The 20,484-nt window shown below is 56.4% G+C and carries 18 protein-coding genes; 9 read left to right on the forward strand and 9 right to left on the reverse strand.

Annotated elements, in window-relative coordinates; all coding sequences use genetic code 11:
• Nucleotides 1-34: 34 nt before the first annotated feature.
• Both V6M90_RS17250 and V6M90_RS17255 read right to left on the reverse strand, forming a co-directional pair.
• The gene (locus tag V6M90_RS17250) at nt 35-1,003 is read right to left on the reverse strand and encodes a DUF932 domain-containing protein (RefSeq protein WP_332846838.1); all 969 of its coding nucleotides are present in this window, start codon (nt 1,001-1,003) and stop codon (nt 35-37) included.
• A gap of 91 nt (nt 1,004-1,094) precedes the next feature.
• A complete protein-coding gene (locus V6M90_RS17255; protein WP_332846839.1) occupies nt 1,095-1,424 on the reverse strand; it encodes a hypothetical protein in 330 nt (109 codons plus the stop codon).
• A gap of 352 nt (nt 1,425-1,776) precedes the next feature.
• Here V6M90_RS17255 and V6M90_RS17260 point away from each other — a divergent pair, with 352 nt between their 5' ends.
• From V6M90_RS17260 to V6M90_RS17285, 6 genes are all read left to right on the forward strand, one after another.
• Complete coding sequence (locus V6M90_RS17260; protein WP_332846840.1) at nt 1,777-2,685, forward strand: helix-turn-helix transcriptional regulator; 909 nt, start codon at nt 1,777-1,779, stop codon at nt 2,683-2,685.
• Nucleotides 2,682-4,262 (forward strand): hypothetical protein, encoded by a 1,581-nt coding sequence (locus V6M90_RS17265; RefSeq protein WP_332846841.1) that lies wholly within the window; start codon nt 2,682-2,684, stop codon nt 4,260-4,262. Before V6M90_RS17260 ends, V6M90_RS17265 begins: the two co-directional genes overlap by 4 nt.
• Nucleotides 4,259-7,006, forward strand: coding sequence for an AAA family ATPase (locus V6M90_RS17270; RefSeq protein ID WP_332846842.1), 2,748 nt, complete (start codon nt 4,259-4,261; stop codon nt 7,004-7,006). The genes V6M90_RS17265 and V6M90_RS17270 overlap by 4 nt, the downstream gene beginning before the upstream one ends.
• Before the next feature lie 539 nt (nt 7,007-7,545).
• A complete protein-coding gene (locus V6M90_RS17275; protein WP_332846843.1) occupies nt 7,546-7,944 on the forward strand; it encodes a hypothetical protein in 399 nt (132 codons plus the stop codon).
• Nucleotides 7,945-8,535: 591 nt separating this feature from the next.
• Complete coding sequence (locus V6M90_RS17280) at nt 8,536-8,838, forward strand: hypothetical protein (protein WP_332846844.1); 303 nt, start codon at nt 8,536-8,538, stop codon at nt 8,836-8,838.
• Between the two features lie 445 nt (nt 8,839-9,283).
• On the forward strand, nt 9,284-9,631 hold the full coding sequence (locus tag V6M90_RS17285) for a hypothetical protein (protein ID WP_332846845.1): 348 nt from the start codon (nt 9,284-9,286) through the stop codon (nt 9,629-9,631).
• A gap of 398 nt (nt 9,632-10,029) precedes the next feature.
• On the opposite strand, the gene V6M90_RS17290 is transcribed toward V6M90_RS17285, so the two are convergent.
• Together V6M90_RS17290 and V6M90_RS17295 are read right to left on the reverse strand one after the other, a co-directional pair.
• Entirely contained in the window at nt 10,030-11,283 is a 1,254-nt protein-coding gene (locus V6M90_RS17290) for a tyrosine-type recombinase/integrase (protein ID WP_332846846.1), read from the reverse strand.
• A 367-nt stretch (nt 11,284-11,650) separates the two neighbouring features.
• Complete coding sequence (locus V6M90_RS17295) at nt 11,651-13,147, reverse strand: trypsin-like serine peptidase (protein WP_332846847.1); 1,497 nt, start codon at nt 13,145-13,147, stop codon at nt 11,651-11,653.
• Between the two features lie 175 nt (nt 13,148-13,322).
• Here V6M90_RS17295 and V6M90_RS17300 point away from each other — a divergent pair, with 175 nt between their 5' ends.
• A complete protein-coding gene (locus tag V6M90_RS17300) occupies nt 13,323-14,882 on the forward strand; it encodes a diguanylate cyclase (protein WP_332846848.1) in 1,560 nt (519 codons plus the stop codon).
• Nucleotides 14,883-14,916: 34 nt separating this feature from the next.
• Here the strand turns inward: V6M90_RS17300 and V6M90_RS17305 are convergent, their stop codons facing one another.
• The 3 genes from V6M90_RS17305 to V6M90_RS17315 all read right to left on the reverse strand — a co-directional run bounded on the left by V6M90_RS17305 (nt 14,917) and on the right by V6M90_RS17315 (nt 17,068).
• Nucleotides 14,917-15,957: a DMT family transporter gene (locus V6M90_RS17305; protein ID WP_305427661.1), complete on the reverse strand. Its 1,041-nt coding sequence runs from the start codon at nt 15,955-15,957 to the stop codon at nt 14,917-14,919.
• 112 nt (nt 15,958-16,069) lie between these two features.
• The gene (locus V6M90_RS17310; protein ID WP_003175552.1) at nt 16,070-16,648 is read right to left on the reverse strand and encodes a DUF4337 domain-containing protein; all 579 of its coding nucleotides are present in this window, start codon (nt 16,646-16,648) and stop codon (nt 16,070-16,072) included.
• A 54-nt stretch (nt 16,649-16,702) separates the two neighbouring features.
• Complete coding sequence (locus V6M90_RS17315) at nt 16,703-17,068, reverse strand: DUF2784 domain-containing protein (protein ID WP_042945142.1); 366 nt, start codon at nt 17,066-17,068, stop codon at nt 16,703-16,705.
• 107 nt (nt 17,069-17,175) lie between these two features.
• On the opposite strand from V6M90_RS17315, the gene V6M90_RS17320 reads away from it, so the two are divergent.
• Nucleotides 17,176-17,862, forward strand: a complete 687-nt coding sequence (locus V6M90_RS17320) for an HAD-IA family hydrolase (RefSeq protein ID WP_003175550.1) — start codon at nt 17,176-17,178, stop codon at nt 17,860-17,862.
• A 72-nt stretch (nt 17,863-17,934) separates the two neighbouring features.
• On the opposite strand, the gene V6M90_RS17325 is transcribed toward V6M90_RS17320, so the two are convergent.
• Nucleotides 17,935-18,681 carry a 3-oxoacyl-ACP reductase family protein gene (locus V6M90_RS17325; RefSeq protein WP_003175549.1) on the reverse strand — a complete coding sequence of 249 codons (747 nt, stop codon included), beginning with the start codon at nt 18,679-18,681 and terminating at the stop codon, nt 17,935-17,937.
• A gap of 125 nt (nt 18,682-18,806) precedes the next feature.
• Here V6M90_RS17325 and V6M90_RS17330 point away from each other — a divergent pair, with 125 nt between their 5' ends.
• Nucleotides 18,807-19,730, forward strand: coding sequence for a LysR family transcriptional regulator (locus V6M90_RS17330; RefSeq protein WP_003175548.1), 924 nt, complete (start codon nt 18,807-18,809; stop codon nt 19,728-19,730).
• A gap of 19 nt (nt 19,731-19,749) precedes the next feature.
• Here the strand turns inward: V6M90_RS17330 and V6M90_RS17335 are convergent, their stop codons facing one another.
• Nucleotides 19,750-20,478, reverse strand: coding sequence for an aspartate/glutamate racemase family protein (locus tag V6M90_RS17335; RefSeq protein WP_003175547.1), 729 nt, complete (start codon nt 20,476-20,478; stop codon nt 19,750-19,752).
• Between the last annotated feature and the right edge of the window lie 6 nt (nt 20,479-20,484).

Raw genomic sequence — 20,484 nt, forward strand, 5'->3', positions numbered from 1 at the left:
GTTGATCGCTCAGGCATGTTGGTCGAAAACAATTTTAGGCAACTAGTCGAAGAGCCGAGTCGAGTGCGCGTTGCTTGATTTGCGCTCCCTGCCCGAACCAAGCTGAGTCCATCCGGTACTCTGAACTCCTGGCACGACGCTCGTGATCGACATACTCAGTTACTGCGTTTAGCAGGCCCCATGCGGTGCCGCGAGCGGACTCCATGTTTGATCCGCGACCTTTGCCCTCGTACAAGTTTTGAACCTTCTCCAGCGCTCGTTTGTTGGGTAGTACGTCGGGAATGGGATCATGGGCATGGGTCTCGCATAGCACCTCCATAAAAAAGCTCATCGCCTCAGGCCACTGAACTTTGCGTTCGGAGAGCACGCGCATCCGGTACATGAATTCGTCCCATTGAGAGACGGCAATACCGAGTTGCTTTTTCACAGTCTGCGGATTGAATCGCGTGTTATGTGGGACCTTGATTGCATGGGGGATACCATCCAAAGCAATGCTCAACGTGTTGTTGCAAACTACGCGAACGGTGGTCGGCGTGGCTGTGGTCGCGAGGGTGCCGTCACACGAGGTCGCCAGCAACAAGTAGCCATTAACCTGATCGTTACCCTTCAAGGTGGCGTTTTGCCCGGTTCGCGCTAATGCCCAGAACTTACGCCCTCCCTTCAGAACGCCTGCCGTTTCCAGCTCATAGCCGGACACTTCAGTCAGGTCTCGATAGAACTCCATCACCTCACGCGGCTGAACAATTTGATAGCGGTTGGAAACTACCGACAGCGGTGCTTTGGTATCGGAGCGGTACAGCACCTTTTGTTCCGGGAATGAGTGAATGCTGCCCATATGGCCGATAGCATCGGCCTTAAAGTGAACCGGGCTTTCCTGGATTTGCCAGTCCATACCGGCTTCACGCTGCCAGATTTCAATAGGTTGTTTTTGCGTCAGTTGACTGCCGAGGCCATGCCACGGAGTCGCACCAACGTAAGCCATTTGTTCGATTTGATGAGCCATGATTACGATTCCTTAGGGTGCGAGCCGGCATAAAGGCCACGCATCGCGTGGCCTTGTCCGGACGTATTAAAAGAGAGAAGTGGGAAATGGTTTAAGCAGGGAGGTTGAAGCGATGCCCACAGTTCAGACAGAGGTTGTGGGCGAGTACATGGCGGTCAAGCTTGTCGCCGAGTTGAGCGCCTAATGCACAGCCGCCAGCGCCGCCAACAAGGCCGCCGAGGATGGCGCCAGAAACGACTCCGAGGGTAACTCCCAGCGGGCCGGTAATAGCGCCGACGAGCGCCCCTGCCTGACTGCCAGCAAGTGCGGCGCTGGCGCCACGAGCAGCGCCGCCTAGGGTGCCAATGGCCGCGCCGATTTTCATTGCGTGATGGAAAGAAGCGACTTTAAGGGAATGACAGCGAGGGCACTGCAATGACATGGTTCGAAGCTCCATGGTGGGATGTCAAAGTAGTGATGTGTGATTGAGAATTTTTAGAATCGAATGGGCATTCTTACGTTGCTGTTCGCTCTGATAGACCGCAATCGGCCAAAAGGAGCCGGTAAAGCGCCCTGTAACTGATGAGATTTATCTGCCTGATTCCCCTGTGACTAAAAACGCATCAAAAGGCATATGACGCTCACACCCGCTCACTTGCATAGAGCTCCGTAAAAAAGGCTTGATTGAATCCCATTTAATGGCACATTGACACCTTCAATCGACCCACTGACGTCACCTGTCAGTGATGGACTTTATAGTCGGTGAATCTTCCAACGGATTTGGGCAGTCAATCATGGCCTTACCTCTGCACGACACCCTGGCTGTTCGGCTGGCGGGAATTCTTTTGCAGCTCAATCAAGGTGGGTCGCTGTGCCGTTACGATCTAGCAGATAAGTTCGGGGTTAGTGAACGAACCATCTACCGCGACTTGAGCCGGCTCGCCGATGTAGTCGTACGCCTGCCAGATGGACGTTACCAACTCGCCCCGGAGCACCAGGGCAAACTGCAGCCTCGAGACCTTGAAATCTTCGCGAAGCTCACCGGCGTCAACCGACTGTTTCCCAACGGTGGACATCGTTTTTTTCACTCGCTGCTAAATCCTGATGAACATCGCAACTTTCTGGTTAAGGCTCATCACCACGAAAACGGCTCCCCCACGGATCTGCAATTCCAGCAGTTGAACAATGCCATTCGCCAACACCTGCAATGCCGGCTGGCCTATGCAGAAAAGCCGCGCACTCTGTTTCCATACCGTCTGGTAAACAGCAAAGGCATCTGGTACCTGGCCGCTACCGAGAATGGCCAGTTAAAGGCATTTACGCTGAGCCGCATTAGCTTGCTGCACATCACCGACCAGACCTTCGTTCCTCAACCACAAGTACATCGCCAAATCGAAGAAGACGACGACATCTGGTTCAGCAAGACAAAGACCCTAGTACGACTATCCGTTGCGCCGGCGATTTCTTACTACTTCCTGCGTCGCCCGGTGGTGCCTGGACAACAGATTGTCCAGACCATGGAAAGCGGCGAGTTAATAGTCAGCAGCGCGATCAGTCATGCCAATCAGATCTTGCCCACCATCCGATTCTGGATTCCTCACGTGCGAATCCTCGAACCGATATGGCTTGAGGCCCAGTTGAACAACGACCTAAAACACTACCTGCAATCCGAAACTCAACCCATGACAGGAGCCGAGCAATGAACCCAGTGGTTAACGCGAGTGAGTCCAACGATCAAACCCCGCTGGACGGCGTAGTACTTGGTAGCGATGCGTACCAAGAACAACAGGCATTGGTTATCGAAGAACAGGTACTAGGTGGCGAGGAAAACGCTGCTGCGACGGCTCAATTACTGTCCGAATTCGTGCACTCCAGCGAACAGCATGCCGATCTGCCCATGGACGTATGGCTGGGTGAAGAGTTTCGCAAACACCCAGGCATCTGGCAAAGCGATGAGGAACGCCTTACGGCCGCCAAAGAGGTGGTCGCGTCAGTCATGCGTTTCAATGCCTCTGCCGATTCCTTACAGACACATCTACAACGTGGTCAGAGCGAGGCTAGCTGGATCGCTCGCGAAATGGAGAAAGGCGCAGCGGTCAGCGGATCCTTGGGGGTTGGCCATTATGCCGCGAGCATCGACGCGGCACTTGCTGAAGCAACATCCGGCGCCCGGGTGATGATCACCAACAACAATGGCGACATCAGTTTCTCCCCCAACCTTGATGGATTCATTGCCGAGCAGCATCACGTCGATACCTTCAACATCGACGCGGTAACCAAAGGCAGCGAGTATCGAGCAAAAGTCGTCAACTCCAATGGACTGAATTCAGTCGACATTGTGATCGTCGACGGTCAAGGCAACGTAGTTCATGAATACCAGTCCAAATATGGCGGTGATGCAAAGGCCACCGAGCAACTTTTTAAGCGAGGGGAATACGGAGAGCAAAAACGGCTGGTTCCCGAAGGGCAGAGCAAGGACATCGTCAACAGCACTGAAGTCGTCGAAATCGACGGCGTACGTTCCGAGCCGCTCAGCAAGGAACAGGCTCTGGAATGGCAGCGCAAGGCGCGGGAGGAGGCCGAAGCTCGCCAGTATGAATGGAATGACACTAACCGCATAAACGTTGCAAAACAGATCGGTAAACAGGCGTTGATCGGAGCTGGCATCGCGGCAGGTCTGCAGGGCTTACGCATTTTGGCGCGCCGAACCTGGAATAGCTTCCAGGGGCGGAAAAATCCACCGGCCAGCGTTGATCTCAAAGAATTCCTCACCAGTTCCCTGAACAGCACGGCACAGGTATTCACTCAAGTCGCTGTCAGCGGCGCGATGGTTGTCGCGGCAAAGAACGGTCTACTCGGTACGATACTGAAAAGAACCCCAGCTGGTCAGATCGCGAACATTGCTTGCATCGCTCTCTCCAACACGAAAACCCTCTACCAACTCGCCACAGGCCAGTTGTCCAAAGAAGAAGCACTCGACCGCATGGGGCAAACCACCACCTCAGCCGTTTGCGCTATCGCAGCGGGCTCGCAGGGTAGCGCTTTAGGTATGGCGATAGGCACCGTATTCGGGCCACCAGGCATCGTCGCTGGTGGCTTCATCGGCGGCATGATTGGCGGTATGGCTGGCGGCATAATCGGCGAGCAACTTTTCGAGACAGGAAAAAGCCTGGTCAAAACTTCCGTCGCCTTGGTTAATCGTGTGGCTTCAAGTGTTGTAGAAGGCACGAAGAATCTTCTTAGCGGACTAGGTGATTTCGCCAAAGGGTTGTTCGCATGAGCACCATTAATAATGCGTTATCGCTGAATGACAAACTCCATGCCCATTTGAGCGCCGGCTACCCTGGGTTTTACATACAGTCTAGCGAAGAAGCGCGAGTCGATCGAATTCTCACGCTGGCCGCCACCAATCTGCAGTTGCATCTCATGGAGTGGAACCTAGCCTATGGCTGGGTCGACTTTCGCACCAAACAACCGCGTACCGAGGCCACCCAGACCGAGCTGGCCTACTGTCTACCGGCGCTGGCAGATGAGGATCTCAGCCGCAAGCTGATCGTGATCAAGGATGCCAAGGCAGCGCTGGAAAACCAGCCGTTGGCGATCGCTCGCCTAAAGCAATTGCTCAACCGTATCCAGCGCCATCATCGCGGCGAATGCGCAGTGGTGTTAGTGGCAGAGAGCCTATTCATTGCGCCGCAGATTGAGGCGCAAATTACTCTGCTGCCACTGCCATTGCCGGGGCGCGAGGAAATTATCGGGCAAATCGAATCCTTTGCCGATGAGCAGAACCTGATCATCCCCCAGGCATTGTTGCCACGCCTGGCAGCTACTTGCAGCGGGTTGAGTGAAGAAGAAATACGCCAGGTACTGTCCATGGTGCAACAGCCGCACCCGGAGTTAAATGAGGCCGCACTCGGCCTGATTCACTACGAAAAAGAACAGATCATCGCCAAGAGTGGCGTGCTGGAGATGGTCAAGGTCGGCGAGACGGCCAGCGATATCGGCGGCCTGGAAAATCTCAAACAGTGGCTCAAACGCCGTGCTGAAATTTTCCGTCGGCTGGACGAAGCCGAAGGCGCCGGGGTGACTGCGCCAAAGGGAGTACTGATCGCGGGTATGCCCGGTTGTGGTAAATCCCTGACCGCCAAAGCCGCCGCACACCTTTTCCAATTGCCACTGCTGCGGCTGGACATCGGGTCGCTGCTGGGCAAGTACGTCGGTGAAAGCGAGCACAATATGCGCCGCGCACTGACCATGGCCGAAAGCGTCAGCCCGTGCATTCTGTGGATCGATGAACTGGAAAAGGCCTTTGTGGGCATGGGCAGCAGCGAAGGTTCCGAAGTCTCATCCCGGCTTTTCGGTTACTTCCTGACCTGGATGCAGGAGAAAACCGGTGCTGTGTTTGTTATTGCCACCGCCAACAATATTAGCGCCTTGCCGGCGGAGTTGCTTCGCAAAGGTCGTTTCGATGAAGTGTTTTACGTGGGGTTCCCCAACGCCAAGGAACGCTCGGCCATTCTCGGCATTCACCTCAGGCAAGACTGGGGACAACTCACCGAGCAGCAGCAACAGACACTGACGGCGCTCTGTCGCGACTATTCCGGTGCCGATATCCAAAACGCTGTCGGTGAGGCACGAGAAAGCGCATTTCTCGATGGTCAACCTCTGACTCATGAAGAAATCGAGCGCGCCATCCGCGCGACAGTACCTCTGCGCGAGACACTGCGCGAGCAAGTTGGCAAATATGAAGTGTTATTTGAAAAGCTAAAGCTCAAACCAGCCTCCAGAGTCGACGGACTGAGTATCGCGCAGATGATTCAACTGGCTGACAGTCCCAATCCGGTACGTCGAAAGGAGGTCGCTTGTCACCTGGAATGCCCGGATGATCTGCTGGAAAAACTCAGCACGGATACAGACTTGGAAGTGCGTCTGAGCGTTTACCGAAATCCCAATTGCACAGAGCGGTTGCTGGCGAGCAGTTTGAGTAAAGACAAGAACGCAACGGACTTCGATATGTCGATATATCGGCTCAGTTGCCTGCACCCAAGAGCGCCTATGGATCTGCTGGCTAGCGAACTGGGTAAATGGGATGGCAGCGACTATATTCAGGAGGACGCGCTGTTAGCATGTTCGCACCTCACTGATGAGGTCAAACTGACACTGTTCAATAAGAGCAAAAGTCATCAAACACGCATGGATATCTGCCGACAGTCGACTTTGTCCGTCGAGTTGCAAGGGCAGCTTATCGACGCCCTATGGGACACAAGACTCTCCCAAACCTGCGTGCAATTCATCCTGCTCATCGCCAACCCTGTCCTTGACCCCTCGCATCACAAAAAAATCGCCAGTCACAAGACAGTTCAGATCATCGACGCGCTGATCTGCCTGGAGAACCTGACAAATGAGGCGCAGATGGTAATACTGGCCGAAGGCCTCCACTTCCTCAAGCTGGCCAAAAACCCAAACATCAATCAACACGTGCAGCTATCGCTTTTGTTACAAGCGCTACCTGAATCGGACGCGCAATCCGTTCTGGATGCGATTAAACCCGGTTCGACCTCGGTTTTTTTCTACAACATCATCTATTCACATCCGTTCCAAGACAGCCACTTCGAAGAGGTTTATCTCGAGCTTTCACAAAATCCCAACCTTAGTGCGGACGCCGTGAGAGTGTTGGTAGCGTTTGAGCGAAACGACGAAAACTCGTCAATAATGCTGAACCTTGCCAGCAACCCCGGCCTGCCCAAACATTGGCAACTTGAATTCGCCAACAGCAACAATCATTGGCTCAAAACTCGCCTTGCGTCCAATCCAAAACTCCAAGACGCGGCAAGGGCCCGACTAAAAGAACAGGGCATCGAATCAACTGATTCCTCATCGGATACAGCTGGGACAACCCAATTTTCCGGAGTGTTTGAATCTATCGCTCGTGCGGCTGCTACAGCATCGGTTGGGAGTGTTTTTGGTGCAACCAAGTTTCAAGAAGGTCTTTTTCCATCGTGGTTCAAGGGAGACAAATCATAAAGAATATGCGGTTTTTGAGGTTGTTTGATGATGGCGACACCGACGCTATGCTTCGTGACTGGCCAGATGCACCGAAAGCGATTTTCATAGACGCCGATCCGCTGCACAAACCGTCGAAGTAAGCAGGAAAAGTCGTTCAGTTGCACCCCAGCCCTGGCCTAAAAACCGGGGCCGAGGGCGTAGAAAGGCGTGGAGTCCGCGTCTGTGAGCGGAAGGAATGATCAATGGTAAGCACAGTAACGATCTATAAGAATGCGGGGATCATTAAGATCGACGAAGTATCGTTCTGCCCTAAAAGTTTTTCGGATATAAAAATTGAGGGCGGACATCCTGATGGACCAGTGTTCAGTTGTGACGCAGCTCGAGCAGTTATAAGCGTCACTGACGCAAACCTACTGGTGGCATCAGGTGTAACCGACAATAGGTAGGAACATCGCGCAGCTGCGCCTCCAGCCCTGGCCTCAGAAACCGGGGCGAGGACGTAGAAGGACGCACATTGTCGCTTCCTCAAAAACGGATAACGCAAGAGGCAATTGGTTATGAGTGAGCAACAAAGGATCGAGGAAGGCGATGTTGTCGACCACAAGGTTTTCGGTTTGGGGAAGGTTAAATCGGTCGGACCTAGCGGCTATGTTAGTGCCGGCTCAAGCGAAGTGAATGGTTATCCAGTGACTGTAGTTTGGGATGATCCGTCCCGCCGCGAAAACACTGTCATGCACTGGGCATTGAGCAAGGTTTCTTCGCCAGATGAACGGCCTTACATTTTTTGGGATAAAAAATGGCAGCCATTGAGGGACGAGTGGCTCAAGTCCAGGCGGCTTGTTGAGCAGCTTTGCAAATCATTTGAACCTGAGTGGCAAAAGCTTGATGAGGCGATAGATGCAGAAGACCAAGCGTGGGTAAAGATGAGAGATTTCATAAATACTCCGCGCAGGTAGGAAAACCCGCTGCACCATCAGCCCGCCACCGTTGCGGGCTTTGGCAATATGCGCATTAGTCAACTTAGAGCTGGGCTATCTGACATTGTTTTTCGGTAGCTGGTGGATCAGCCTGATTTTGATGTTGGTCGGCTTGGGGATCGTCCTTCGCAGTCAGCGCGGGGACCCTGCCAACAACACAAGCGTGAAAACCATAAATTAAGGGAGAATCATGAAGAACATAGTCTCTGCCCTGGCTCCATTAGTGATTTGGACACTATGTGTCGGAGCACTTTTGATTTCGTACTGGAACTATTCACGGTACGTTGAGGCGAAGCAGGACCAGGAACAATCTAGGCGTAATCTGCGAATCGCCTTGCATGCGAGAGACGATGCTGGCATTGGAGACGCCGAGTTTAAACGGATCGAAAGCTCACATTACCGTCCATACCTGAAGCGTTTTAGAGTTTCGCTCCTCGTATGCATAAGCTTTGGGATTGCGGGTTTAGCTCTGCTACTCGCTTAGCCATGAATAATCGCGGTACCGCCCAAGCTCAGCGCATGTTGGGCAGAGACAGTAAAACCCACCCCTAAACTAAAGGATCAACCGTAATGCTGATGCAAACTCGTGAATACCGCCCCGTGGCCTCTTTCGATCAAGCCTCGCCGGTCAAATTCCAAGTCTCGCCCAAACACCTGCATGTCGACATTGGCCAGCCTTATACCAAGCTGGCTTCGCCATTGAGCCACCTCCGGTTTGACGCCACGACAATGACGTTCGACAAGACTCCAGTGGTCAACGTGTACGGGGGAGCGGGCAGCGACCTGTTCTGGCAGATCACTCTCAAGCCAGAGGATGCTGCCGACCTGCAGGCGGCGATTGCCGAGGTGCTGGAGGCGGCCAAGAAGCTGTAAACACCCTCACCCTTCAATGACGGCGGCGTAACGCTGAGTACTAATCCCCGATTATCGGAAATTCACGCTCAGGTACGAACGCTACACACCTCCGCGTTCGTGGGCCTCCTCTGGTACTAGGATGCGGGTTCGCACCCGTAAACAAAGGATAGTTTATGACTGCACAATGCTCTGACCGGATACCCAAATTTGCCTTTCTGCTTCTAAGGCCTCGGTGGTTTCCTCATGAAGGTTTTTGGTGATTGATTCAGGTATTTCGACTGGGCTGAACCGCTGCGCTCATTGCTTTATCAGCGATGGCGTTCACCTTTGGTGGGGATCTTGCTCCGGCGTTCGCAGCAGCTGCGATAGCTTGTTTGATAGTGCCAATTCTCGCTCTTCGTCTTCTAATGTGGGTAATTCGGGGCTTTAAGCAGAAATCTTAGATACTGAGAGGAAAAAAGCCGTGAAAATTATTAAGCAAGTCTGGGTTGGTTTAACGCTAGCTCTTGTGCTCGTAGGCTGCTCTGACCCCGATGCAACCGTCAGTAGCGCCAGTAAGTACGTCGGAGTCTGGAGCAATGAGCGCAGCGGTGGCGGATTGAAGCTTGTCATCGATCAAGACGGCAAGCATTTTACCGTCAAGGAGCTTTATGCAAAAAACAACGCGGTGCTTGGACTTAGTGTCGGTGAGGTCGAAGACGGCTTCTTAAAAGCGAAGACAGGGATTGGCCCAAAAATCTTCTATTCAGCAAAGGATGACGCACTGATCATCGAGCCTTCAACCACGCTGTTCAACCGTCTGCCCCAGTAACGAAAAAGACCGCCATTACCCACGCCGAGCTTTGTGTAGTCGCCAAAAAAATGGCTGGTTCGCCCGAACAGTCAGCGCGGGCATGGTTGCCACGTTGCTTTGTCGGAATGCAGATCCGGCTATGGTGATGAAATGCCAGACGCTAATAGCTTTGGTGCCGCCAAGTGCGACCTCTATCAATTCAGGATTCAAGCCCTGCTCGTTGAATATAGAACTCGCCATTTAGCGCATACCTTGCCTAATTGGACGCGCACCAGCGTCATTTCAGCGAAGAATGGCTGCAGGTACTCAAATCGGTTAAGGCGGTGGGGCAGCCTTCTTTAATTCCGATCAAAAGGGGCAGTTAAAGAGCGTGGCCAATTTCGGAAAATTGGCCGGCTATCTGAGCTACATTTTATTTAGGATTGCTTGCCCTCATTGAGGGTTACAAAGTCGGCCCAGTCAGCCATCAGTACACGGCGCTTTTCTAGCAAGTCACTTCGCCAGTAGGCCGCCTCAGCACCGCTGGCGACAACGTGAGCCAAAGCCATCTCGCAGACTTCGCGTGCATGGGGTGTACATTCAGCAGCCCAGTCCCTGAATGTGCTGCGAAACCCGTGAGCAGTAATGACTTTGTCATTGCTATCACGCCAGCCCTTGCCACCATCTTCCTGGTCCTTTTGGTCCATGCGACGCAAAGTCATTAACATGGCCATATTACTAATGGGGCGACCTTTACGAGCCCCTGGAAACAGCAACGAACTACCTTTGATTCGTGGGAGGGCTTCGAGCAGTGCGATGAGCGCATCCGATAACGGCACGGTATGAATTTTTCCCGCTTTCATTCGCACCGCTGGAATCGTCCATAGCTTGGTTTTCAAATCAACCTCACTCCAGTCGGCTTCAAGAACCTCGCTGGTTCGGCACGCAGTGAGGATCGTCATTTTGAGTGCGTAGGCGGATTGACCTTCGACACTTTCGAGTGCCGGCATGAAACGAGCCAATTCCGAGTAGGGTAATGCAGGGTGGTTTTGGGTACGTTTAGCCTTGGAACTCGGTGGCAGCAGCTTGTCGAGGTGTCCACGCCAGCGTGCTGGATTTTCACCGTCTCGCAGCCCACGTGCTTTGGCGGCGTCAAGGACTAGTTCGATCCTGTTACGAACCCGGCTAGCTGTTTCGGCTTTGCTGCTCCAGATGGGTTTTAGAATATCGAGGACGTGCTCGGTGGTGATCTGGTTGGTGGCGAGTTCGCCGATGACGGGTGCGGCGTAAGTAGCCAGTGTGTTCGTCCATTGCTGGGCGTGTTTGACGTTTTTCCAGCCAGCACGATGAGCCTCTATGTAATCGGCTGACACGTCCCGGAACGTGATGGCTTTGTTTTTACGTTGCAGCTCAGCGGTCACCTGTGCCGCTCGTTCATCGTCACGAGCCTGTAAGGGGTCAATACCATCGCGCAGTAAGCGGCGCTTATCACTACTGTTTTGCCGAGCTTCCTTAAGGCCGATTGCGGGATAGGTGCCTAGCCCCATCTCCCTCCGCTTTCCGGAGAGCTGAAAGCGCAGTATCCAATACTTCTTCCCATTGGGCTTGATCAGGAGGCGTAGACCATCTCCGTCCTCGTAGGTGCCTGGGGTAGTCAGATTTTCAATTTGCTTAGCGGTCAGCTTTCCCATGGGAATATCCTTTATCTGTTTTGTTCCCCCATTTGTTCCCCCACAAAGGCTAGGAAGGTGACGAATGTTGGTGGACGTCTTGAGACGATGATAGGCTTATAAGTGCCGTATTATAAAGGCTTGTAGGATTTATTGAGTTTCTGATGGATTGTCATTTGGCGGACTCCTTCACCGCCACATTCTTGAAGAAATCCCGCGAGTTAAACGCTCTGCGGGATTTTTTTTGCGTGCGATTTGAAAATGTACCCCCGTTCCTGTTACTGCGGCAATACGGGGCATGTCCCAGGCATGTCGATACGCCATTGGCCCCTCGCCCTAATTGAACGGTTGCACCTTCATCAACAGTTGCTTGAAATCGCCGGCTGCCTCACCTGGCATGACGCTGCGAGCGAACCGTTGCACCTTTGATCACGTCGGCGCGAATGGCCGACGGTTGTCCAGCGCTGTTGCGTGCATAGCTGCATAACGTGATCGGCAGCTCTGCTATTTCAAGAAAAATGCCATCCAAGGCCAGGGTGTAGCGATCGTCGTCAATATCGCCGCAGGTGTTGCTGATCGCCGAGTTCACGCTGTAGTAGTAATGCTGACTGAAACCGTTGTGCTGGTTTTCCCAGGCGATGTGATAGCGGTGTTTGAGCTGCGGTGCCGGTGCCGGGTTGGTCAGGAATACCGAATGGGTGAACACATTGCGCAGCAGCGCTTCGGTCAACGGCTGGTCCGCTTGTTGCACCCCGAGTATGCACAGCACATGCGGCCCCAGCACGGGTCCAATGGCCTGGTTGATGTAGGCTTCGTCTGAGGTGATCGCCGCCTGATAGCCGAGCGTGCTTGAGCAATCGCTGACGTTATTCACGGCTTTGAATCGGTAGAACGGTTCCTGGATCGAGAACCTCAGGTTCCAGGTCGGCCGGGTAATCTGGTCGGTGGCGTCACGTTGTAAATGCACATAGGGTTTCAGGTTCCACGGCTCGTCCAGCGTGATTTCAACCGCCTTGAGCTGGCAGGTCGGGGTGTCGTTACGGAAAACACCGTCTACAAAGCAGTAGTACAAGTCGTTAACGGGATAGCTGTAGTTGAATTTGGCCGCTTCGCACGCCGAGTTGTTCTGGCAGCTGTTGAGAATGTCTTTCTGAATGGCAAACGCGACCTTGCTGATGATGCTGGTGATTTCATTGGTGTTCCGGTCCAGCATCGGACTGCCGGAGCTGCCTGGGCGCAGGCCGTTGCAGCGGTTTCGCAAGGCGCTGGGGAACACGCCGGGGTGTTCGGCAAAACTGTTGATGGTCGATTCCACGCAGACACTCATGCGTAGGCCCTTTTTCAGAAAGCCGGTCGGGGCTCCCACGTTGATCACGCCTCGATCCGTTAACTGACGATGAGAGGCCAGCTTGAGTGGCATGATCGCGCTGGCCATCAGCACGGCCAGCGACGTATCCAGTTCGAGTACGGCCAGGTCGGTGCCTGCCATGCTGCTCCAATGTGCTGTCTTGACGGCATAGGTGACACGCCGTTCGGGGGTGTCATGAAAGTAATTGAAGGTGACATCGGCGGTGAACGCCTGGCGGATGCGCGCCGTACCGTAGCTGTAGAACACACAATGCCCGCTGGTCAGCACATAAGCCGGGCCGACGGCCTTACGCTGGCGATTGCGCGTGTCGAGCAAAACCGCATTGCAGGTCTGGCCTAAAGCGTTTTTCAGTGAACCGATGCCGGTCCATTGCGGGTAACGGTAGTTTTTATTTTCGAGTGCCACGGACGGTGACTGCTCGGTAAGGCCCTCGGTCAGGTCTCTGGCGTGGCTGGGCCAGGCGGTGCTGAGCAATAGGACATACAGAAAGACGCAAGCGGTGTGAGTCAGTGCCATAAGGGCCTCGGCAAGGAAGTCATTGATTGGCTGAAACTACCCAATCAGGTCGAGGCAGAAGACATACATGGCTATTGCGTAACCCTTGGCGGGTTGACGTTGAAGGTGTGAGTGACCTCGCATTGACTTTGCAGCGCCCGTTACCCATTTTGTATTTTTGATGTGGACTGCGTAGATGACCACCCGACCCAAGCCCAAGCTCAACCTTCGCATTCTGATTCTGATTTTTGTACTGCTCTCTGCGGTCGCGACCCTGGCCAACAGTTTCTGGGTAATGTTCAAGATTCGTAAGCAGGAACTGATCGAGAATGCGCTGCAAGTCAACAAAGCCTACGCTTTTCGGATCGCCACGAGTGTCGAGCAGGTGCTGCACTCCGACCTCGACAAATTGAAGTACGCTTCAGCCGTGGTTGGCAAAGCGTTTGACGACAGGCGCCATCTGGCCGAAGAAACCCAGCGTCTGCTTGGGCAGGACGCCAGTTTCAACTCGGTGATTGTCGCCGATGCCACCGGAACCATTATTGCGTCCGCCCCCGAGAGCCTTGCGCTCAATGGCCGCATCCTGCAGCACAAAGAACCGCTCAGTCTGCGCGCGCCGATAATCAGTAATGCGTTCGAGTCCATTGCCGGCAATCTGGTGGTGTTTATCTCCCAGCCCGTATTCGACGTGAGTGGAAAGTACCTGGGCGTTATAGGCGGCAGTGTGCGGCTTGAGCAGAGCAATACACTCCAGGCGCTGATGGACACGAATGTGCGCAAGGATGGCGCACATGTGTATTTAATCGACAGCGCCCGTCGCGTGCTTTATCACAACGATCCCGAGCAAATCGGCAATATCGTCGCAAAGTCTTCAATCGCCGACGCCGCACTCAGCCAGGACGCGGGCACTTTGCAGGCGGCGGATGAACATGGCGTGGAAATGCTCGCGGGGTTCGCCAAGGTGCCCATCAGCGGTTGGGGGGTGATCTCGCAGCAGCCGTTCGACAACGTACACGCCCTCCTGCGGCAGACCATGGCCAAGGTTGCGCAAGGAATCGCGCCCCTTGCGCTGTTCGGAATTCTCTTGATCTGGTGGCTGGGGGCAAGGATCTCGGCGCCCCTGTCCAGGCTCGCCGACTGCGCCAAACGCCTCGACACGCCTGACAGCTACGAGCGGATCAGTGCAGTTCCTGCGCACTATTTCGAAAGCTGGCAGATTCGCAGGGCGCTGCTATTGGGTGCCACGTTGCTGCAGGAAAAAATCGGCAAGTTGAATCAGCAAGCGCAAACTGATGCGCTGACCGGGCTGGCCAACCGTCGAGCGATGCAGGACATCCTGTCGCGCTGGCAGGCCGCCGACAAAATGTTCGCGGTCGTTTCCTTGGACATCGATCACTTCAAGCGTGTGAATGACACGTTCGGCCATGCCGTGGGGGATGAAACACTGAGGGCCATCGCAGCATTGATACAGCAGAATTCACGGTCCAATGACCTGGCCTGCCGGGTGGGAGGAGAGGAGTTTGTGGTGTTATTGCCCAATAGTTCACTTCAGGCCGCCGCCGACGTTGCAGAGCGCCTGCGCCATTCGATTGCGGCGGCGACTATTGACACCGTCGGGCACGTCACCGTCTCGCTTGGCGTGGCGCTATGGCGCCCCGGCGGTGACTCGATTTCTGCCGTACTTGAGCGGGCTGATCAGTTGTTGTACCGGGCCAAGCAGGACGGTCGTAATCGTGTCGTGGTCGAGCAGGCCTGAAGGGGCTGTCCGGTGAGATCCACGCGCGCCAGCTTCAATGCCTATGGCGATGATGCACATCCGGAAAATGCGCATGACTATGCCGCATCGGACTGTGCACATGCACATGACTATGCGGCACCGCCGGGTCCCACTCAAAGTCGTGTGCGTGCTGATGATGTTCATCATGTACATGCCTGTGCCCGTGTTCCGTCGGTTCATGTTGATGTTCATGGGCATGCCGCTCCGTCAGGTGCAGCCACACGCCCACGGCCATCAGTGCCGAGGCAATCCAGAACGCCACGGTGACCGACTCGTCCAACATCATCAGCGCAATCGCGGCCCCCAGGAATGGTGCCGTCGAGAAGTAGGCGCCGGTGCGTGCACTGCCCAGTCCGCGCAGCGCGAGCACGAACATCACCAGGCTGATGCCATAGCCGAGGAACCCCACCAGCAGGATGGGCGCCAGTTGCGCCAGGTCAGGCAGCCGCGCCCCGAGGTACAGCGCCAGGCTGCAATTCACGACACCTGCAATCAGCCCCTTGGCCCCCGCGATGAACAGCGCGTCAGATGCCGACACCTTGCGTGTCAGGTTGTTGTCGATCCCCCAGCACACACAGGCGAGCGCAACCCCAAGTGGCCCCGTCCAATCAGCGTTCGCGCGGCCGCCTTCGGGCCATGACAGCGCCACGCCGCCCAGCACGATCGCGAGCATGCCGAGGACGATGCGGCGGTCGGCGTTTTCCCGGAAGACGAGCCAGGCGATCACGGCGGTCAGCACCGATTCCAGGTTCAGCATCAGCGAAGCGGTTGCGCCGGTGGTGCGGGTGAGGCCGAACATCAGCGCCACGGGGCCGAGGATGCCACCGAAGGCGATGGCCCCGAGCAGCCAGGGCCATTCAGTTCTGGTGAGCCCGGAAGGTCGCCAGCCGCGGTCGCGGATCAGGCGTACGCCGGCGAGGCCGACGCCACTGCCCAGGTAGAGCAGGCCGGCGAGCAGCACGGGCGAGAGGCCCAGGCCGAGGCTTTTGGCGAGTGGGGTGCTGGCGCCGAACAAGGCGGCAGCGGCGAGTGCGTATACGATGCTGAGGTTCATGGGCCATCCTCGAAAGTTGGGCCCATGATAAGTCTCTCGCTGGGCTCAGGCCCCAGGCATTTTTAACGTATTCACCTTGGCTGGGCGGTTTTTCACCCGCTCGGCCTCATGACTAAAGTTGCAACCACGCCAGGCTGCCCAGCACCACGGCAACCCCCGCCGCCGTATACGCCAGGCGTTTCAACCATTCCTTCCTGGTCAGCAAGGTAATGGCCGCCAGTGAAATCGCGATCTGAATCGCGGTCATCGCCTGGGCCCAGCGGTGATGCCGGTGCAGTGCCTGTTCCGACTTTTCATCCCATTCCCGGGAGGTCGCCTCCAGTTTTTCCGCCTGTTTGCGCACGTCTTCCTTCTGGTTTTTGTAACGCTCGATCTCGTCCTTGTAATGCGCCGCGTCCACGCCAGGAATGTGCGTGGCCAGTTCCGCGAGGTTTTGCCGGCTGGATTTGGCCTGGTAGTAGTTCCACTGGTTGGCGGCGTCGGTCTTGAAGATGGCGGCGTTGTTCTTGTCCATCGCCGCTTCGCTCTCGGTGGAGCCGGCCTGGTAGCTGAGCATGGCGCCGAGGGTGGCCATCAATGCGGTCATCACCGCGATGCGGCTGGCGAAATTATCCCCACGGGCGTGGGCATGCTCGGTGGTGTGTTCGATGTGTTTTTCGTGGGGGCTGGGGACTTCAAAGGCTTCGGACATGGGGGCGTCTATGAAGGGACTGAGGGACTCTGATTCTTTACCACGGCACCTGTCTCAAGCCTGTCTGGAACGCCGGATCAGCCGGGTGTACACCGCGATATTGATCAACAGCACCACCGCGCCCAGCACCCACTGGATCTGTGGCGTCAGCCCGGCCGGATAGATCAGCGTGAGAATGTAGTGCTCGATAAACCCGCCGCCGTAGCCGTCCTGACCCGCCAGATGGCGAAACAGGTTTTCCCAGCGTGTCAGCGGGCAGGGCAGGTGGAAGACCTCGACCGCCACCCCCCATGCGGCGGCGGGCAGGTGCAGCCAGATAAGCGGTCGCCACTTCAGGGCCAGCAGTCCGCCGAATAATACAAACAGGATGAAGCACAGGTGAAACAGCACCAGGCTGTCGGCAGCGAGACGGTAGAGCATGGCATGCACTTCAAAAAAAGAGACGCACAGTCTAAAGGGTTGCCCGCACGTCAGCGCGGCCGCTATTGTGCTGAATCCTTTTAGTCCTCCCCCAAGAGTCTGTTGTGATGAACGCACCGCGTAACGCTGCTCCGATCAAGGCTGTGATTTTCGATATGGACGGGTTGTTGCTGGACACTGAAGGCATCTACACCGAAGTCACGCAGATGATCGCTGAACGCTATGGCCGTACCTATGACTGGGGGATCAAGCAACACATCATCGGGCGCGGGGCGCAGGACTTGGCGGATTACGTGGTCAAGGCGCTGGACTTGCCGATCACACCGGCCCAATTCCTGGAAATTCGTGAGCCGCTGATGAGCGAGCGGTTCCCCAAGGCCCTGGGCATGCCCGGTGCCGAGGCACTGGTGCGGCACTTGAAGGCGCACAATATTCCGATTGCGGTGGGTACCAGTTCGTCGCGCCATTCGTTTGGTCACAAGACGACCTTGCACCGCGAGTGGTTTAGCCTGTTCGACACCATTGTCACCGCGGACGACCCCGAAGTCGGCGCCGCCAAACCCGCGCCGGACATCTTCCTGACCGCCGCTCGCCGCCTCGGCGTGGCGCCGCGGGATTGCCTGGTGTTCGAAGATTCACCGTTCGGCGTCACCGCCGCCAAGGCCGCCCATATGACCGCCATCGCCGTGCCTGATGAGGCCATGGCCGACAGCAAATACCAGCATGCCGACCAGATCATCCGCAAACTCGCGGACTTCGACCTGGCTGCCTACGGCCTTCCGCCTCTTCCCTGAATAAACACGGTAAAAAAATGTGGGAGGGGGCTTGCTCCCTCCCACATTGATTTTGCATTGAGCTTTAGAAAATCAGGCGCTGAACCCGCCATCAATGGTCAGGCTGGCCCCCGTGATGTACCCGGCTTCCGGTCCTGCAAGGTAAGCCACAAAACTGGCGATCTCCTCCACGTGCCCATACCGTCCCACCGCCATCAACCCAATCAAACTGTCAGCAAAATCACTGTTCGCCGGGTTCATGTCGGTGTCCACCGGCCCAGGCTGCACATTGTTGACGGTGATGCCCCGTGGCCCCAGGTCTCGCGCCAAGCCTTTGGTCAGGCCCACCAGCGCCGACTTGCTCATTGCATAGGTCGCCCCGCCGGCGAACGGCATGCGTTCGGCGTTGGTACTGCCGATATTGATCACCCGGCCACCTTCACCCATATGCCGTGCCGCTTCCTGGGTAGCGATAAACACGCTGCGCACGTTGATTGCCAGGGTCTGGTCGAAGTCTTCCAGCTTGAAGTCTTCCAGCGGGGCGATGGCCAGCACGCCGGCGTTGTTCACCAGGATGTCCAGGCGTCCGAAGGCTTCGACGGTGGCGTTGACCGCGTTGCGAATGGCCGTGGCGTCGGCACTGTCGGCGTGAATCGCCAGGGCTTTGCCGCCGGCGCTGATCACGCTGTCCTGCAGTGCTTGAGCCTTGGCGGCCGAGCTGACGTAGGTAAAGGCGACGGCCGCACCCTGCGCGGCGAGACGTTGGACGATGGCGGCGCCGATGCCGCGGGAACCGCCCTGAATCAAGGCGACTTTGCCGCTGAGGTTTGTTGTGGTCATGTCGATCTCCTGAAGGTTCAAGGCGGGAAGCCTTGGTGTGGAGCCGAGTATCGACCTCGCTCATCCGTACCGGTAGACCGTGATTGCTATAGTCTGTGTAAACCAAAAGTTTAGAGTGAGGCCAGATGGAGAGCTTTGGCAGTATCGAATGCTTTGTGCGCAGCGCCGAAGGCGGCAGCTTTGCCGAAGCCGCCCGTCACCTGAGCCTGACGCCTGCGGCGGTGGGTAAAAGCGTGGCCAAGCTGGAAGCGCGGCTGGGTGTGCGGTTGTTCCAACGCAGTACCCGCCGCCTCACACTGACTGAGGCCGGCAAGCTGTTCCTCGAAGAGGTCGGCGGCAGCCTTATCACCATCCAGAATGCCGTGGCCAACCTGGCCAGCGCCGAGGGTCGACCGGTGGGCACGCTCAAGGTCAGCATGGGCACGGTGTTTGGCAACCGCTATGTGGTACCTCTGCTGGGGGCGTTCATGGCACGTTTTCCGGATATCAGCCCGGACTGGCATTTCGATAACCGACAGGTCGATCTGATCGGCCAGGGCTTCGATGCCGCCATCGGCGGTGGTTTTGAACTGCCTCAGGGCGTGGTGGCACGCAAGCTGACGCCGGCGCATCGGGTGCTGGTGGCCTCGCCGGATTACCTGGCGAAGCGTCCGCCCGTGTTGGCGCCAGAGGGTTTGGCGCGCTGCAATGGCATCCTCATCCGTTCTCCGCAAACCGGCCGCGTACGCACCTGGCAATTGACCAGCATTGAGCGTGACCACAGCCCGCTGTCGCTCAAGCCTGGCATGACCATGAGCGACTCCGAAGCCGCCTGCTGCGCCAGCGCGCAGGGCCTGGGCATTGCGTTGGTCAGCATGCCCATGGCCGTGCCGTTTCTCGACAGCGGTGCGGTGGTGCGGGTGTTGCCCGACTGGTATGTCGACGACGGCAATATTTCCATCTACTACGCCGAGCACAAACTGCTGCCCGGCAAGACCCGGGCGTTTGTGGATTTCATCATCGAGCAGTTTGCCGAACGGCAACTGGCTCAACGATTCAGCGCAATTTAAAGCCAGGCACATTTGGTTTTCAGTGGCCGAACTTAATCGGCCAACCCAAAACCTTTTTCGCCCTGGGTGTCGCGTAAGTCCGAATCTTCGACGTCGACAACCCCAACCGTACCAACGATTCGGCAATCGTCACCGCCGCCGTCACCCCATCCACCACCGGCACGCCGGTGCGCTGGCGAATCTGTTCATCCAGCCCGGCCATGCCGCCGCAGCCCAGGCAGATCACTTCGGCCTTGTCTTCTCGAATGGCCAACTCCGCCTGGCGCACGATGGCTTCCATGGCGGCCAGCGGGTCTTCTTCCAGCTCCAGCACCGCCATGCCACTGGCCCTTACCGAGGCGCAGCGCTGGTACAGACCGGCCAGTTTCAGGCGGTCTTCGATCAACGGCACGGTGCGGTCCAGGGTGGTGACCACCGAATAGGCGTGGCCAAGGAACATTGCCGTGCTGGCGGCGGCTTCGGTGATGTCCACCACGGGCACGTTGAGCAGTTCCTGCAAGCCTTCGCGGCCGTGTTCGCCGTAACCGGCCTGGATCACCGCGTCGAAGGGCTGGTCGTAGGCCATCACCCGGTCCATCACCGCGATGGCCGCCAGGTAGCTTTCAAAATTGCCCTCCACCGATTCGGCGCCGAAGTACGGGGTGAGCCCGACGATTTCGGTGCCCGGGGCAGCCACCGCCCGCGCTTGCTCGGCGATGGTTTCGGTAATGGATTCAGTGGTGTTGACGTTGACCACGAGGATACGCATGGAGTG

The sequence above is a fragment of the Pseudomonas lactucae genome (genome assembly GCF_036688725.1).
Lineage (GTDB): Bacteria > Pseudomonadota > Gammaproteobacteria > Pseudomonadales > Pseudomonadaceae > Aquipseudomonas > Aquipseudomonas lactucae.

Excerpts from the sequence above, each read along its gene's own strand:
- V6M90_RS17255 (WP_332846839.1), bottom strand. The coding sequence starts at position 1,424 with ATGTCATTGCAGTGCCCTCGCTGTCATTCCCTTAAAGTCGCTTCTTTC.
- V6M90_RS17260 (WP_332846840.1), top strand. The coding sequence starts at position 1,777 with ATGGCCTTACCTCTGCACGACACCCTGGCTGTTCGGCTGGCGGGAATT.
- V6M90_RS17300 (WP_332846848.1), top strand. The coding sequence starts at position 13,323 with ATGACCACCCGACCCAAGCCCAAGCTCAACCTTCGCATTCTGATTCTG.
- V6M90_RS17265 (WP_332846841.1), top strand. The coding sequence starts at position 2,682 with ATGAACCCAGTGGTTAACGCGAGTGAGTCCAACGATCAAACCCCGCTG.
- V6M90_RS17335 (WP_003175547.1), bottom strand. The coding sequence starts at position 20,478 with ATGCGTATCCTCGTGGTCAACGTCAACACCACTGAATCCATTACCGAA.
- V6M90_RS17280 (WP_332846844.1), top strand. The coding sequence starts at position 8,536 with ATGCTGATGCAAACTCGTGAATACCGCCCCGTGGCCTCTTTCGATCAA.
- V6M90_RS17270 (WP_332846842.1), top strand. The coding sequence starts at position 4,259 with ATGAGCACCATTAATAATGCGTTATCGCTGAATGACAAACTCCATGCC.
- V6M90_RS17275 (WP_332846843.1), top strand. The coding sequence starts at position 7,546 with ATGAGTGAGCAACAAAGGATCGAGGAAGGCGATGTTGTCGACCACAAG.
- V6M90_RS17315 (WP_042945142.1), bottom strand. The coding sequence starts at position 17,068 with ATGCTCTACCGTCTCGCTGCCGACAGCCTGGTGCTGTTTCACCTGTGC.
- V6M90_RS17305 (WP_305427661.1), bottom strand. The coding sequence starts at position 15,957 with ATGAACCTCAGCATCGTATACGCACTCGCCGCTGCCGCCTTGTTCGGC.
- V6M90_RS17250 (WP_332846838.1), bottom strand. The coding sequence starts at position 1,003 with ATGGCTCATCAAATCGAACAAATGGCTTACGTTGGTGCGACTCCGTGG.
- V6M90_RS17330 (WP_003175548.1), top strand. The coding sequence starts at position 18,807 with ATGGAGAGCTTTGGCAGTATCGAATGCTTTGTGCGCAGCGCCGAAGGC.
- V6M90_RS17320 (WP_003175550.1), top strand. The coding sequence starts at position 17,176 with ATGAACGCACCGCGTAACGCTGCTCCGATCAAGGCTGTGATTTTCGAT.
- V6M90_RS17290 (WP_332846846.1), bottom strand. The coding sequence starts at position 11,283 with ATGGGAAAGCTGACCGCTAAGCAAATTGAAAATCTGACTACCCCAGGC.
- V6M90_RS17310 (WP_003175552.1), bottom strand. The coding sequence starts at position 16,648 with ATGTCCGAAGCCTTTGAAGTCCCCAGCCCCCACGAAAAACACATCGAA.
- V6M90_RS17295 (WP_332846847.1), bottom strand. The coding sequence starts at position 13,147 with ATGGCACTGACTCACACCGCTTGCGTCTTTCTGTATGTCCTATTGCTC.
- V6M90_RS17325 (WP_003175549.1), bottom strand. The coding sequence starts at position 18,681 with ATGACCACAACAAACCTCAGCGGCAAAGTCGCCTTGATTCAGGGCGGT.